Annotated in this window: 13 protein-coding genes; 9 read left to right on the top strand and 4 right to left on the bottom strand. The window is 62.3% G+C overall.

Annotation, left to right across the window (positions count from 1 at the left end):
* Positions 1-126 precede the first annotated feature (126 nt).
* The 3 genes from HY26_RS14315 to HY26_RS14305 form a co-directional block, all read right to left on the bottom strand.
* Complete coding sequence (locus tag HY26_RS14315; protein WP_158531514.1) at positions 127-1,617, bottom strand: DnaA ATPase domain-containing protein; 1,491 nt, start codon at positions 1,615-1,617, stop codon at positions 127-129.
* A gap of 635 nt (positions 1,618-2,252) precedes the next feature.
* Positions 2,253-2,516, bottom strand: coding sequence for a 30S ribosomal protein S20 (rpsT, locus tag HY26_RS14310; RefSeq protein ID WP_034761856.1), 264 nt, complete (start codon positions 2,514-2,516; stop codon positions 2,253-2,255).
* Between the two features lie 125 nt (positions 2,517-2,641).
* Positions 2,642-3,424 (bottom strand): enoyl-CoA hydratase, encoded by a 783-nt coding sequence (locus HY26_RS14305; protein ID WP_034761858.1) that lies wholly within the window; start codon positions 3,422-3,424, stop codon positions 2,642-2,644.
* Positions 3,425-3,709: 285 nt separating this feature from the next.
* Between HY26_RS14305 and HY26_RS14300 the strand changes: the two genes are divergently transcribed.
* Positions 3,710-5,074 carry an AarF/ABC1/UbiB kinase family protein gene (locus HY26_RS14300; protein WP_112073953.1) on the top strand — a complete coding sequence of 455 codons (1,365 nt, stop codon included), beginning with the start codon at positions 3,710-3,712 and terminating at the stop codon, positions 5,072-5,074.
* Positions 5,075-5,092: 18 nt separating this feature from the next.
* Here HY26_RS14300 and HY26_RS14295 read toward each other — a convergent pair whose 3' ends face one another.
* Entirely contained in the window at positions 5,093-6,367 is a 1,275-nt protein-coding gene (locus HY26_RS14295) for a cytochrome P450 (RefSeq protein ID WP_112073888.1), read from the bottom strand.
* Between the two features lie 96 nt (positions 6,368-6,463).
* On the opposite strand from HY26_RS14295, the gene HY26_RS14290 reads away from it, so the two are divergent.
* The 8 genes from HY26_RS14290 to hisG all read left to right on the top strand — a co-directional run bounded on the left by HY26_RS14290 (position 6,464) and on the right by hisG (position 12,881).
* Positions 6,464-7,117 carry a TetR/AcrR family transcriptional regulator gene (locus tag HY26_RS14290; protein WP_158531513.1) on the top strand — a complete coding sequence of 218 codons (654 nt, stop codon included), beginning with the start codon at positions 6,464-6,466 and terminating at the stop codon, positions 7,115-7,117.
* A gap of 14 nt (positions 7,118-7,131) precedes the next feature.
* Complete coding sequence (locus HY26_RS14285; protein ID WP_034761866.1) at positions 7,132-7,311, top strand: rubredoxin; 180 nt, start codon at positions 7,132-7,134, stop codon at positions 7,309-7,311.
* Between the two features lie 137 nt (positions 7,312-7,448).
* A complete protein-coding gene (locus HY26_RS14280; protein WP_112073886.1) occupies positions 7,449-7,937 on the top strand; it encodes a hypothetical protein in 489 nt (162 codons plus the stop codon).
* A gap of 148 nt (positions 7,938-8,085) precedes the next feature.
* Complete coding sequence (locus HY26_RS14275; RefSeq protein ID WP_139068872.1) at positions 8,086-8,736, top strand: CPBP family intramembrane glutamic endopeptidase; 651 nt, start codon at positions 8,086-8,088, stop codon at positions 8,734-8,736.
* Positions 8,737-8,807: 71 nt separating this feature from the next.
* Positions 8,808-9,284: a PaaI family thioesterase gene (locus tag HY26_RS14270; protein WP_034761868.1), complete on the top strand. Its 477-nt coding sequence runs from the start codon at positions 8,808-8,810 to the stop codon at positions 9,282-9,284.
* A 269-nt stretch (positions 9,285-9,553) separates the two neighbouring features.
* Entirely contained in the window at positions 9,554-11,035 is a 1,482-nt protein-coding gene (gene hisS, locus HY26_RS14265) for a histidine--tRNA ligase (RefSeq protein ID WP_112073885.1), read from the top strand.
* Positions 11,032-12,162: an ATP phosphoribosyltransferase regulatory subunit gene (locus tag HY26_RS14260; protein ID WP_112073884.1), complete on the top strand. Its 1,131-nt coding sequence runs from the start codon at positions 11,032-11,034 to the stop codon at positions 12,160-12,162. Before hisS ends, HY26_RS14260 begins: the two co-directional genes overlap by 4 nt.
* Positions 12,159-12,881: an ATP phosphoribosyltransferase gene (gene hisG, locus HY26_RS14255; protein WP_112073883.1), complete on the top strand. Its 723-nt coding sequence runs from the start codon at positions 12,159-12,161 to the stop codon at positions 12,879-12,881. The genes HY26_RS14260 and hisG overlap by 4 nt, the downstream gene beginning before the upstream one ends.
* Positions 12,882-13,086 lie beyond the last annotated feature (205 nt).

The raw sequence follows: 13,086 nt of genomic DNA, 5'->3' as shown, positions 1-13,086 counted from the left end.
CTGGTCTGTCCCGCCGGTACACGCCAACGGAATCAGCCCGCCCCCAGGAAGGGAACGGGCTGAGAACACTTAAACATCCATGCGAAAAAGCCAAGCGTTGATCGCGGTCCCGGCTTAATCAGTTCGTTAATGGCCGCCGGCCGCCTGCAGTTCGAGGATCGCAGCCGCCACGCGCGCAATGTCTGCGGCCAGTTCCGTGTCCTTCGGCAGGGCCTTGGTCAGCTTCCGGTGGGCATAGAGCACGGTCGTGTGATCGCGCCGGCCGAAGGCCCGTCCGATCTGCGGGAACGACTTATGGGTCTGCTCCCGGCAAAGATACATTGCGATCTGGCGCGGATAGACGACTGTGCGGGCCTTGGACGGGCTTTCGAGGTCGGTCTTCGAGACATTGAAGACCTTCATCGTTGCCTTTTTCACCAGTTCGATCGTCGGCGCCCGCACTTCCCCTTCCATGCGGCGGATAACCCGTTCCAGCATGTCGGAGGTCGGCGCCATCGAGCCGAAGCCTGCCTCGGTGAAGAGGTTCCAGACTGCGCCAGTCAGTTCCCGGCCGGGGCCGCGGATACCGGTGTGGATCCGCTCGATCAGCGCCTCGTCCAGCACGAACTCCGGATGAGCCTCCGCGATGTGACGGGCCAGACGGCGAATGATCTCGCGCCGCATATCTTCGTCCGGCAGCTCCACCTCGACGACGGTCGCGCCTTTCAGCTCGCTCATCATGCGCGGGGAGAAGCCGGCCAGTTCGCCCGGCGTCTTGTCGCCTGCGAGGACGACATTGCCGCCCTGTCCGGTGACTTCGCGGATGTTCTGGAACAACTCGGTCTCCGTGCCCGGCTTACCCGAGATGCGGTGCAGGTCGTCGATCAGCAGGATCGAGGCAGCCCGCAGGCGCTTCTTCAGGGCGCTGGTGTCCTTCGCCTTCACGCCGTCCGTATAGGCCGACAGGAATTCCTCCGCCGTCAGGTACACGACCGTCGCGTCGGCATTGGTTTCCAGGGCGCGGGTACGCAGCGCCAGCAGCGTGTGGGTCTTGCCGGTGCCCTGCGGGCCGGAAATCAGGTGAACCTGTGTCCCGACTGGCTGGCCATCGGCCACACGCTTGGCCAGTTCCACGGAAATCGCATTGGATTTTCCGGTCACCAGCGTGCCGAACGTCATTTCCGGTGCGCCGGAGGAGGGACGGGGTGTCTGAGCTGCCCCGCCATCGTCTCCGCCAGGCCCGTTGCCTGCGCCGCCCGCTGCCGCTTCCGGCTCTGCATTGGCCCACGGATCCTCGACGATGGCGCGCAGGTCAGCCCCTGCTTCCTTCCAGCAGACGAGCCGGATGTCGCGCCGGGCATCGTCATGCTCCTTCCAGATACGCTGGAGGATATGGCGATGATCCGCTGACACACGGTCGTAGGAAAGGCGATCACGCGCGGCGATCACGATCTTCCCGTCAACTTCTGCGATCAGCTTCAGATCGGCGATCCACCGTTCGAAATCCGCGGTGGAGAGGACCTCCTTCAGATGTTCCCGGACGGCCTGCCAGATGGCCTGGCCGGGAAGGCTGGAGATCTTCTTGTTGGTTTTGGAATCTACGCTGGCTGGAGTGTCAAAGAGTGTATTTCGGTCCATGCCGAGCCCCATTTTTTTGTTATCTGTTTCAGCCACCAAACCGGCACGCAACACCCCTGTCCAGTCACCCGAAACTGGCCCCGAAAATACTCCGTACAGGGATGTTTATCGTTGGTAAACTCAAGGTACCGACGGGGGTGATCAAACACAAGTGTATCTTTTTTCGGACAGCCGTGATTGGCGTGTTGACTCTTTCCACAGCACCCCAGAGAGGCGAAAAAAACCTATATGGCTCAATGGTTTTTTGCGCGTGTATGGACCTGCATTTTTTTTGAAGTGAGCTCTTGCACACAAAAGTTCACTTTTGTTCTGTCAACATCACCTCATCAATATTGGCTGTGAAATTCGTGCCAAAAACAGGAAAAATTTTGGAACGGTTTTGAACACCGGTCTTTGCTGCGCATTCATGCGGGGCGGACGGGGCGAGGTCTGCAATATCGCATTTCTGTAGGTTCTTCCCGCAATTATGTGACACGTAATCAGGCAAACACTGACTGCGAATTGAGCGCAGGGCAAGAATATTCGAAGACAGGATTTCGGGGCAAATTCCAGGCCGGATTCCAGGCAAGAAAAAACCCACCGGACGAGGCGCCAGGTGGGTTTGTTTCTTGCCGGTGGTCCGGAAGGTTTTGGCGTTACGCCATTGCCTTCACGCGAGCCGCAAGGCGCGAGACTTTGCGCGAAGATGTGTTCTTGTGCATGACGCCTTTGGTGACGGCACGCATCAGCTCCGGCTGGGCAGCCTTGAGCGCATCTGCGGCAGCGGTCTTGTCGCCCGAAGCAATGGCTTCTTCGACCTGGCGGACGAAAGTGCGCACGCGCGAGCGACGGGCCTTGTTGACCTCGGTGCGGCGCGCGATCTTGCGGACCATTTTCTTGGCGGAACGGGTATTAGCCATATCAAACTCCTGTTGCCCGAGGGGCGACCCTCAGGCTGAAGGCGCGGAGATACATAAAGGCCGGTTGGGCGTCAACCGGAGAGTCCCGTCCAATGCGGGAAAAATGCACCTGCGCGCTGTTGTCCTTACTTGTCGCGGAAATGGGCCGAACGTTTTTCGATATAGGCGGCCATGCCTTCTTTCTGGTCCGAGGTCGAGAAGAGGGACTGGAACAGGCGCCGTTCGAACTGGATGCCCTGCGAGAGTGGGGTCTCGTAGGCATAATTGACGGCCTCCTTGGTCATCATGGCGCCGGCCATGGGCATGGAAGCGATCGTGCGGGCGAGGCTGCGGGCTTCGTCCATCAGGTCCTCGGCCTTCACCACGCGGCTGACGAGGCCAAAGCGCTCGGCTTCACCGGCGTCCATCAGGCGGCCTGTCAGGCAGAGTTCCATCGTTTTCGACTTGCCGATGGCCCGCGTCAGGCGCTGGGTGCCGCCGGCGCCTGGCATCACGCCGAGGCGGACTTCCGGCTGGCCGAACTTGGCATTGTCGGCCGCCAGGATGATGTCACACATCAGGGCGAGCTCACAGCCCCCGCCGACGGCATAGCCCGACACAGCGGCGATAATCGGCTTGCGCAGGCGGGCTGTCCGCTCCCAGTTCCGGGAGATGAAGTCCTCATAATAGGACTCCGGGAAGGTCTTGTCCTTGATTTCCTTGATGTCGGCACCGCCGGAGAAGGCCTTTTTGGAGCCGGTCAGGATGACACAGCCGACCTTGTCTTCCTGGTCGCAGCGGTCGAGCGCGCTGGTCAGGTCGTTCATCATGGCTTCGGACAGCGCATTCAGCGCATCCGGGCGGTTCATCTGGATCACGGCAACGCCGGTATCCTCGTCGAACTCTGTCAGAAGTGTTTCGTAGGGCATGGAAAGGGTATCCTTTCGGTGGCCGCGAACTGTCCTCAGGACAGCACAAGGGCCCAGTATGAGAGTATCTTGGTTAAGAAGGGATTGGCATGGCCGGACGCGCCGGCGGGTACCTCTTGTGGTTAACCGTGCATTACAGGCCGGTCATGAATTCGAGCGGCGCGCTATAACGCCGCCTGATGGGCTTGTCACCCCGTGGAGTCAGAAAGCTGTTGAGACCTGTATTCTGGCCTGCGGCGCCGCAAACCCTGTGCCAGTCTCGTGCGTACACTCTATATGAGTGACATGAGCGACACGCCTGACCGCCCGCAAGATCCTGAACGCAACCGCCTGACCGGGCGCCTCAGCCGTACGGCAAAGGTTGGCGCGAACCTGTCCGGGGCAGGGCTGACCTTCGCCGCGCAGAGCCTGTTCGGCGGCGACCAGGGCGACGAGAAGATCGCCCGCGCGCTGGCCGCCGCGCTCGGCAAGTCCAAAGGCCCGTTGATGAAGGTGGCGCAGATGCTGTCCACCGTGCCGGACCTGTTGCCGGAGAAATACGCTGCCGAATTCGCGCAGCTGCAGGCCGAGGCGCCCGCCATGGGCTGGCCCTTTGTGCGCCGGCGCATGCGGGCAGAGCTTGGCGGGGACTGGCAGGGCAGGTTCGCGACGTTCGGGCACGGGGCCTCTCACGCTGCCTCGCTGGGGCAAGTGCATGCCGCGACGCTGCATGACGGGCGCAAGGTTGCCTGCAAGCTGCAATATCCGGACATGGCCAGCGCCGTGGAGAGCGATGTCGGCCAGTTGAAGACGGTGCTCGGCCTGTTCAAGCGCATGGACGGCTCGATCGACCCGACCGCCATGGTGGAGGAGATCACCGACCGCTTGCGCGAGGAGCTCGATTATGCCCGCGAGGCCAAGCATATGGAGCTCTACGCCCTGATGCTGGCGGAGAAGGACTTCGTGCAGGTGCCGGAACCGGTCGAGGACCTCTCCACCGACCGCCTGCTCACCATGACCTGGCTGACCGGCCGGCGCCTCACCGCTTTCGAGGACGCGCCGCAGGCGACGCGCAATCATATCGCCGAAATGCTGTTCTGGACCTGGTGGGGGCCATTCAACTCTCACGCCGTGATTCATGGCGACCCGCATCTCGGGAACTATCAGGTGACCGGGGAGGGCACGGGGCTGAACCTGCTCGACTTCGGCTGCATCCGCATCTTCCCGCCAACCTTTGTCGAAGGCGTGGTCGATCTCTACCGCGCCCTCCAGCGGGATGACTTCGATGCGGCCTATGCCGCTTATGAAAAGTGGGGCTTTGTCGGCCTCTCGAAAGAGCTGGTCGAGGTGCTGAACATCTGGGCGCGCTTTATCTATGGCCCGCTGCTGGACGACCGCGTGCGTTCTGTCGCCGATGGGGTCACCGCCGGGGAGTATGGCCGCAAGGAGGCCTTCACGGTCCGTAAGCTGCTCAAGGAAAAAGGCCCGGTGAAGATCCCGCGCGAGTTCGTCTTCATGGACCGGGCCGCCATCGGCCTCGGCGCCGCCTATCTGCGCCTTGGCGCAGAGCTCAATTATTGCCGCCTGTTCGAAGAGAGCCTCGAAGGCTTCTCGGTGGAGACTGTTGCAAAAAGACAGGCCGACGCGCTGGCAGCGGTCGGCCTGAACTGAAGCTTGTGGGCGAAGGCCCTAGTTCATCTTGAATTTGATCGGGATCGATTTCGGGCCGGAGACGAAGTTCGCCTGGACGCGGCTCGGTTTGCCGTTCAGTTCGACCGACTGGAGGCGCGGCAGTAGCTCTTCCCACAGGATGCGCATTTCCATCCGGCCGAGGTGCTGGCCGAGGCAGACATGCGCGCCATAGCCGAAGGCGACGTGCTTGTTCGGTGTGCGGTCGATCTTGAAGGAATAGGGATCGTCGAACACATCCTCATCGCGGTTGCCGGACGGATAGGACAGGAACAGCCAGTCATTTTTCTTGATCTTCTTGCCGTGGATCTCCGTGTCGGCGGTCGCGGTCCGCATGAAGTGTTTCACCGGCGTTTCCCAGCGGATGGATTCTTCCACCATGGACGGGATCAGCGAGAGATCGTCCTTCAGTTTACGGAACTGGTCCTGGTTCTCGGCGAGGGCCCAGAGGGCGCCGCCTGTCGTGTTTGATGTCGTGTCATGCCCGGCCGTGGCGGCGATGATATAGTAGGACATGGCTTCAAGGTGGCCGAGCGGCTTGCCATACACTTCGCCGTTCGCGATCACGCTGGCGAGGTCTTCGCGCGGGTTCTTGCGGCGGTCTTCGGTCATCTCCACGAAATAGGTGAAGAAGTCTGCGACAGTGGCCTGGATGTTGGCGAGGCCGGTATCGGAGTCGGTGACTTCTGCGCCGGAACGGTTCACTTCCGGATCCTGCGCGCCGAACAGTTCCTGCGTCAGTTTCAGCATGCGCGGCTCGTCGATCTCCGGCACGCCCAGCACTTCCATGATGACGTGCAGAGGATAGAGGAAAGCCACGTCGCGGGCGAAGTCGCACTCAGTGCCCTTGTCGGCCATCTTGTCGATGAAGCCGCGGGCGATCTCCCGGATCCGGTCTTCCAGCTTTCGGAGGTTCTGCGGCATGAACCAGGCCTGCGTCAGGCGGCGGTACTGCATGTGGTCCGGATTATCCATCTGCACCAGCGAGCGGAGCAGGTTGGGCGAGCCGCCCATCATCTCGCGGACCTTCTTGTCGGTCTCGATATTGGTCAGCGTCGCCGAGCGGTCTTCATTGTGGAAGAGGTCGTTCTGCTTCTCGATGTTCTGGATGTCGGCATGTTTGCTGACCACCCAGAATGGATCGAAGCCCTCGATCTCGGCGACATCCAGCGGCGCGTTCTTGCGCAGCCAGGCAAAGGCCTCGTGCGAGCGATCCCAGTCGGCATAGGCCTTCGGATCGACAACGGCTTCGGCGATATGGGCGGGTATGGTCATGCTTTCCTCCGGTGGTGGGAGCAGCTCCCGGCTCCCGGTTGGAACAGCATTTAACATATACTTGCTATACAGCCAACAAATATGTTAGGCGGTATTATGTCCCAAGCGTCCACAGCCTCATCGACCGATCCTGCCGCCGCCCAGGGCGGACGGCTCACGCAGGCTGAGCGGCGTGAACGGTCCGAACAGGAATTGCTGGAAGCGACGATGCGGGTCGTGTCCGCCAACGGTGTGGCAGCCGCGACGTTTGATGCGATCGGCAAGGAGGCGGGCTATTCCCGCGGCCTCGTCACGCAGCGCTTCGGGTCCAAGGACGGGCTGATCCGCAGTCTCATCGCTGCCCTGCACGGCTGGCAGCGCAAAGCGCTGGAGGCGGCAGACGTGGAGCGCATGGATGGCCTCGCGGCCCTGTGCGCCTTTGTCGAGCTGCACTGCCGGTCGCTGGACGGGCGGGAAGAAGACAAGGCCTATTACATGCTGCTGGCCGCAGCAGTTGCCGACCGGCTGGAAACCCGCGCGGCCTTCGCCGAGTCCCACGAGGTGGAACGCGTGCTGATCCGCAGCCTCATTGAGCGCGGGCAAGCCGAAGGCAGCATCCGCAAAGATGCCGACGCCGACGCGACCGCCCTGATGGCGGGCTGCGCGCTGATCGGCATTCGCATGCAGAACATGATCGACCCGTGCACGGACATCGCACCCATCAAGGATGCGCTGGTCCAGTCATTGCGCGCGCGCCTGGCACCGGTCTGAGGAGGAGGGAAGGAATGAGCGAGGCACCTTACAAGGTCTGGCAGTGCCGCACCTGCGGCTACATTTACGAAGAAGAACATGGCGACCCGACAGAAGGGCTGGCGCCCGGCACGCGCTGGGCCGACATTCCGGAGGATTGGGTCTGCCCGCTCTGCGGCACGCCCAAATCCGATTTCGACATGATCGAGCTCTGAAGAATAGCGTCAAAACAGGCGAATTATTTTCTACACTGATTAGGACTACGCAGAAAAATCATCCCCAAAATCAAGTGATATGCGAAATAGTTAATTTGTGTTAACTATGTCGAATAAAAAATAAGGGAGGAAATATAATGCGTTTGATCCATTCACTGAAAATCACCGGCGTGGCGCTCACCGTCGCACTGGCGAGCTGTATCACCAGTGCGACCGCACAGGAGCCGGCCGCAGAGGCTGCCACAGCCGATGATGGTTATCCGCTGGTCAGCGGCGACTTCTGGGAAATCACGGGCGTCGACATCAAACCCGGTGGCGGCCTCTATTATGCCAATCATCTGGCGGACCGCTGGCGTGCTTCGCAGGAGTTCGCCAAATCGCAGGGCTGGATCAAGGGCTACATGGTCTTCGGCAACTATTATAACCGGGCTGGCGAGCCGGACCTTTATCTCGTGACCATCATGGAGAAGATCCCGAGCGGGCCGGAATCCGAAGCGCAGTATGCGGCGTTCCGGGAGTGGGCCGAAGCGTCTACGGAACAGCTTGTTTCGGAAAATGCCGACCGGGCGGAGTTCCGTGAAATCACCGGAACGACCCTTCTGCAGGAAATGAATTTCCGCGACTAGGTATTGGGCCATCGACAGAAGCCGCCGGTTTGCGCCGGCGGCTTTCCGTTGTCTGCCATATTTGTGTTCCAGTGTATGCTTGATCCCCGGGGCCGGGAGTTCTACGGGTGCGGTTCAATTTGGCATACAGCAGGGACGGGCGACACAAGTGACCAGGCTTCGCTCGATGGTCTGGACGGCAATCATTGTCGCCGTCGCTTACCAGTTCCTGGTCATCCTGCCGGCGATCGTTGTCCATGGCCTGATGCCGGGCATGTCGATCATCACGCTGTCCGGCATTGCCAATGTCCTGACCGTGATGGCGATCTATGGCTATCTCAAGGTTCAGGGGGTGGCTGACGAAGTGGCCGAGCCCGGCGACATGAACCTGATGATCGTGCTATTCGCCGTCGTGGTGGCCATGATCGCGGTTGCCCTTGCCACCTTCATGGCTGACCTTCTGGCCACGATGTTCGGACCAGGGGGGCTGAGCGTCAGTGACAGTTTTACGCAACAACTGCAGACCGGCCGGCGGGCGGAAATCCTGTTTGCTGTGGTTCTGGTCGCCCCTTTTGCGGAAGAGTTCGTCTATCGAGGTCTGGTCATGGGCGTCCTGCTCGCCCGCGGCTGGTCGCCGTTTTCGGCGGCAGGCCTCTCGGCTGCGATCTTTGCCATCCAGCATATCCAGTATGGCTGGATCGGCATCCTGATGGTGATGATGTACGGCATGGTGCTGGGCCTACTGCGTGTGGCGAGCGGCGGCCTGTTCCTGCCGATCATGGCGCATTTGTTCATCAACCTTATCTCGCTGACGATGTGACGCGCCCAGTGCAGCGCCCCTTCGTTGGGGGAGGGCTGGCAAATCCCGGCGGACAGCGCTAAGCGGTCGCCATGACTGACGATCTTTCACGCAACCAGACATTCGACCTGCCGGAAGGCTACCAGATGCTGCCCTGGCACCGGGGCTTTGGCCGCCAGGTGGGTCCGCTGTTCGAGAAGCGGGACGAGACGGGCGGCCTGACCCGCGCCTTCCGTGTCGAGGAGCATCACACCAACGGCATGATGAATGCCCATGGCGGCATGCTCATGACCTTTGCCGACATGGCCTGGGGCGCGGCGGTGGAGAAGGATGACGACACCTGGTGGGTGACGGTCCGCCTGATGTGCGACTTCCTGTCGGGCGCCAGCATGGGCAGCTTCGTCGAAGGCAAGGGCCATGTAATCGGCCGGCAGGACGATGTCTTCACGGTCGAGGGGAAGATCTGGGCCGGTGACAAGCTGCTGATGCGGGGCACGGGCATCTTCAAGGTGATCGAGCGCCGGGACGGGCAGCAGAAGCCGTTCACACGGCAGGAACAGAACGCTTGAGCTTTCGGTTGACTTTGCCGGGCCGCCCCCGTATCGGCCATTTCGTAATGAACACTGCACTGCACCACCATCACCATCATTCGTGACGCGCTGACGAGGCGCGAACCGGTCCGGCTGCGCCTCTGCCAAAGTGTTCTCCCCAAGAACCAGACCAGACGAGGCAGGCCACCGCCGGGGCGTGCCTGATGTTGACGTGTCGCCTTCCAATCCGGACCAGCACCGACTATGCGGTGCGCAAACACGACTAAGAGCGACCCCAAGAGCGAAACATGAGCGACAAAGACAGCCAGCCTCTCTCCGGTAAAGACCTCGCCCGCAAGCCGCGCGGCTTTCCCGACAAGCGCGAGGGCCTGATCCATGCCCAGGCAGAGCTGGTCGGCAAGGTCACCGCGGTTTACCGCCAGTGGGGTTTCGAGGCGCTCGACACCGGCGCGTTCGAATATGCCGATGCGTTGGGCAAGTTCCTTCCCGACGACGATCGACCGAATGCCGGCGTCTTTTCGCTTCAGGACGATGACGAGCAGTGGATCTCGCTGCGCTATGACCTGACGGCGCCGCTCGCGCGTTTTGTGGCAGAGGCTGGCCAGTCGCTCGGCAAGCCGTTCCGCCGTTATGCTGCCGGGCCTGTCTGGCGCAACGAGAAGCCAGGGCCGGGCCGATTCCGAGAATTCTGGCAGTGCGATGCGGACACAGTTGGCGCACCGGGCTTCCATGCCGATGCCGAGATGATCGCCATGGGCGCCGAAGCCCTCCGCGCCGTGGGCATGGAGACGGGCGAGTTCGTGCTCCGCGTGAACACGCGCCGCCTGCTGAATGGTGTGCTGGACGGGGTGGGTGCCTCCAGCGCTGAGACGCGCCTCGCCATCCTGCGCGCGCTCGACAAGCTGGACCGGCTCGGGTCTTCCGGCGTTGCCGACCTGCTGGGCAAGGGCCGCATGGATGAGAGCGGCGACTTCACCAAGGGTGCCGGGCTGGATGCGGACAAGGTGAAGACGGTGCTCGCCTTCGCGGAAGCCGGTGCGGCAACGCGGGCCGAAACGCTGGCCAATCTTTCGAAAGCCACAGGTTCGACGGAAGAGGGCAAGGCGGGCCTTGCCGAACTGGAAGCCATCGCGCTCGCGCTCGATGCGCTGGGCGCGCCGGAAGGCGATGTCGTGATCGACCCGTCGGTCGTGCGCGGCCTCGAATACTATACCGGCCCGGTCTATGAGGCCGAGCTGCTGCGAGAAGTGACCGGCGAAGATGGCAAGACCTATCGCATTGGCTCCATTGGCGGCGGCGGGCGGTATGACGACCTCGTCGCGCGCTTCACCGGCGAGACGGTTCCGGCGACGGGCTTCTCCATCGGAATATCCCGCCTCGCGTCCGCCCTGCAGATCATGGGCGAGACAGGCAAGCTGGACGGCCCGGTTGTGGTGTTGAACCTCGACAAGGAAAATCCGTCCACGGCACTCTCCATCGCGACGGACCTCCGCCGCGCAGGCATCCGGGCTGAGGCGTACATGGGCGCCTCCGGCATGCGGCCGCAAATGAAATATGCTGACCGCCGCAACGCACCCGCCGTCGTCATCGTCGGCGAGGACGAGATGGCCAAGGGCACGGTGACGATCAAGGACCTTGAAATGGGCGCGCTTAAAGCGAAGGCCATCAAGTCCAATGAGGAATACCGCGAAGCCCGCCCGGGCCAGATCGAAGTACCGCGCGCAGAGATGGTTGAAGCCATCCGCCGCATCGTCGAGGCTCAGGCATGACCTATGCAGCTGTCGTGAAGGCGGCCCGGTCCCGGTTCGAGGCCTCCGGTGCCGAACCGGTGAACCCGGCCTATATCCTGCCGTCCGACATTCCGCTGGAATTGTCAGGCGAGGCGGTCCGCGCGCGGCTTTGCGTGTTTACGGATCATCGCGGAAACGAAATGGTCATGCGCCCGGACCTGACCCTGCCGGTGGCGGGGCTGGAAGCAGACCGGCTCGCCGGCGGGACCAACGGCCCGAAGGCCTATTGCTATGCCGCTGAGGCCTTCCGACTGCCAGCAGCCGCTGGCGACCCGATGGAATTCACGCAGGTCGGCTTTGAACGCTTCGGGCGGGACTCCGATCCGGTCGAGGATGCCGAGGCCTTTGCGCTGGTGCACGAAGCCGTTCGCGATTGCGGTGTGGTGCCTGTGGCAATTGCCACCGGAGACCTCGCAATCTTCCCGGCGTTCATCGATGCGCTGGGCCTGCCGCGCGTCACGGCAGACCTGTTGAAGCGCGCGTTCCGGCAGGAAGGCGGCGTACGGGCGCTGGTCGAGGCATCGCCAGCGCCGATCGAGGCAGACCTTTTGCCGACGCTGGAAGCTGCCACGCCGGAAGAAGCCGAAACGGCCTTCCGGGCAGCACTGGCCGAGCGGGGCATCCCCTTGATCGGGACACGGAGCGTTCCGGAAATCATCGCTGGGCTGCGTGCCCGGGCCGCGGCGCTTGCTGCAGGCGGGGTGCCGGAAAAAGTGCGAGAGGTCATCGGCGCGCTGGCGGCGGTGAACTGCACCGCTGCCGAGGCCGCTGACCAGTTGGACGCAATCGCTGTGAAATACAGCCTGTCACGCACCTCCAGTGCGATCGACCGTGTGGCCCGGCGCATGGAACTGATCCGGGAATTGCTGCCTGAGGTGAAGGCGATCTGCCGCTTCCGGTCCGGCTTCGGGCGGCGGTTCACCTATTATGACGGCTTCCTGTTCGAGACGCTGGGGCCGAATTTGAGCGAGCGCCAGCCCATCGCTTCCGGCGGGCGGTATGACGGTCTCGTCTCCGGTCTCTCGAACGGCAAGGCGAACGCCACCGCCATTGGCGGCGTTGTGCGGCCCGACCGCGTGCTGCGTGCAAAGGGGAGGGGCGCATGACCCGTCTGTCACTCGCCATTCCGTCCAAGGGGCGGCTGAAGGAAAAATCCGAGGCATGGCTGGCCTCCGCAGGCTTCCCCGTCACCCAGATTGGCGGCGAGCGCGGCTACCAGGCCCAGATCGAAGGGCTTGGCGATGTGGAGATGCGTCTCCTGTCGGCGCGGGAGATCGCGCAAGGCCTTGTCGATGGCAGCCTGCATGCGGGCGTAACCGGCGAAGACCTGCTGCATGACCTCGCCCCGACCGGGGAGAGCGATTTCGACGTCGTGAAACGGCTGGGCTTCGGTGGGGCAGACGTGATCGTCGCCGTGCCGCAGGCCTGGGTGGATGTCGACACGATGTCCGACCTTGAAGCCGCCGGGGCTGCGTTCCGCAAGGCGCACCACCGCCGCCTGCGGGTTGCGACCAAATATATGCGCCTGACCCGGCGCTTCTTCGCGGCGCGGTCGGTCGGCGAATACCGCCTCGTCGAGAGCGCGGGAGCGACTGAAGCTGCCCCAACGACAGGTTCGGCCGACGTGATCGTGGATATCACCTCCACCGGGGCGACGCTGAAGGCCAACGGGCTGAAGATCCTGTCAGACGGGCTGATTCTGAAAAGCGAGGCGGTCTTTGCGGTGTCACCGGGTGCCGTATGGTCAGCTGAAGCCAAGGCCAGCCTGGAGGTCTTGTTCGCAGGTGCAGCAATTAAAGGTAAGGAATTACTAGAAAAAATCTAGGACACAATCTTGACACATCCGGAAATGCGCGGCCTTATGTCCCAGCAAGTTTCTGGGAGGAAACGCTGCAAACGGTGGGAGGCGCGGACCAAGGGTCCGCGCCTCTTCCGTTTGGTGGGTATAACTCAGGGTAAGTGAAGACCGGGCAGACCGGAGCAACGGCTCAGGTGAGGTAGGGGGCGTTTGGACATCACATCCGTCCCGC

Origin of the sequence: Hyphomonas sp. GM-8P (genome assembly GCF_003263315.1) — a bacterium.
Taxonomy (GTDB): domain Bacteria; phylum Pseudomonadota; class Alphaproteobacteria; order Caulobacterales; family Hyphomonadaceae; genus Hyphomonas.
Note: the sequence above shows the minus strand (reverse complement) of the source record. Positions and strands in the feature narration are given on the sequence as shown.

Excerpts from the sequence above, each read along its gene's own strand:
- HY26_RS14315 (WP_158531514.1), bottom strand. The coding sequence starts at position 1,617 with ATGGACCGAAATACACTCTTTGACACTCCAGCCAGCGTAGATTCCAAA.
- HY26_RS14295 (WP_112073888.1), bottom strand. The coding sequence starts at position 6,367 with ATGACCATACCCGCCCATATCGCCGAAGCCGTTGTCGATCCGAAGGCC.
- HY26_RS14300 (WP_112073953.1), top strand. The coding sequence starts at position 3,710 with ATGAGCGACACGCCTGACCGCCCGCAAGATCCTGAACGCAACCGCCTG.
- HY26_RS14285 (WP_034761866.1), top strand. The coding sequence starts at position 7,132 with ATGAGCGAGGCACCTTACAAGGTCTGGCAGTGCCGCACCTGCGGCTAC.
- HY26_RS14280 (WP_112073886.1), top strand. The coding sequence starts at position 7,449 with ATGCGTTTGATCCATTCACTGAAAATCACCGGCGTGGCGCTCACCGTC.
- HY26_RS14270 (WP_034761868.1), top strand. The coding sequence starts at position 8,808 with ATGACTGACGATCTTTCACGCAACCAGACATTCGACCTGCCGGAAGGC.
- HY26_RS14260 (WP_112073884.1), top strand. The coding sequence starts at position 11,032 with ATGACCTATGCAGCTGTCGTGAAGGCGGCCCGGTCCCGGTTCGAGGCC.
- hisS (WP_112073885.1), top strand. The coding sequence starts at position 9,554 with ATGAGCGACAAAGACAGCCAGCCTCTCTCCGGTAAAGACCTCGCCCGC.
- HY26_RS14305 (WP_034761858.1), bottom strand. The coding sequence starts at position 3,424 with ATGCCCTACGAAACACTTCTGACAGAGTTCGACGAGGATACCGGCGTT.
- HY26_RS14290 (WP_158531513.1), top strand. The coding sequence starts at position 6,464 with ATGTCCCAAGCGTCCACAGCCTCATCGACCGATCCTGCCGCCGCCCAG.
- rpsT (WP_034761856.1), bottom strand. The coding sequence starts at position 2,516 with ATGGCTAATACCCGTTCCGCCAAGAAAATGGTCCGCAAGATCGCGCGC.
- hisG (WP_112073883.1), top strand. The coding sequence starts at position 12,159 with ATGACCCGTCTGTCACTCGCCATTCCGTCCAAGGGGCGGCTGAAGGAA.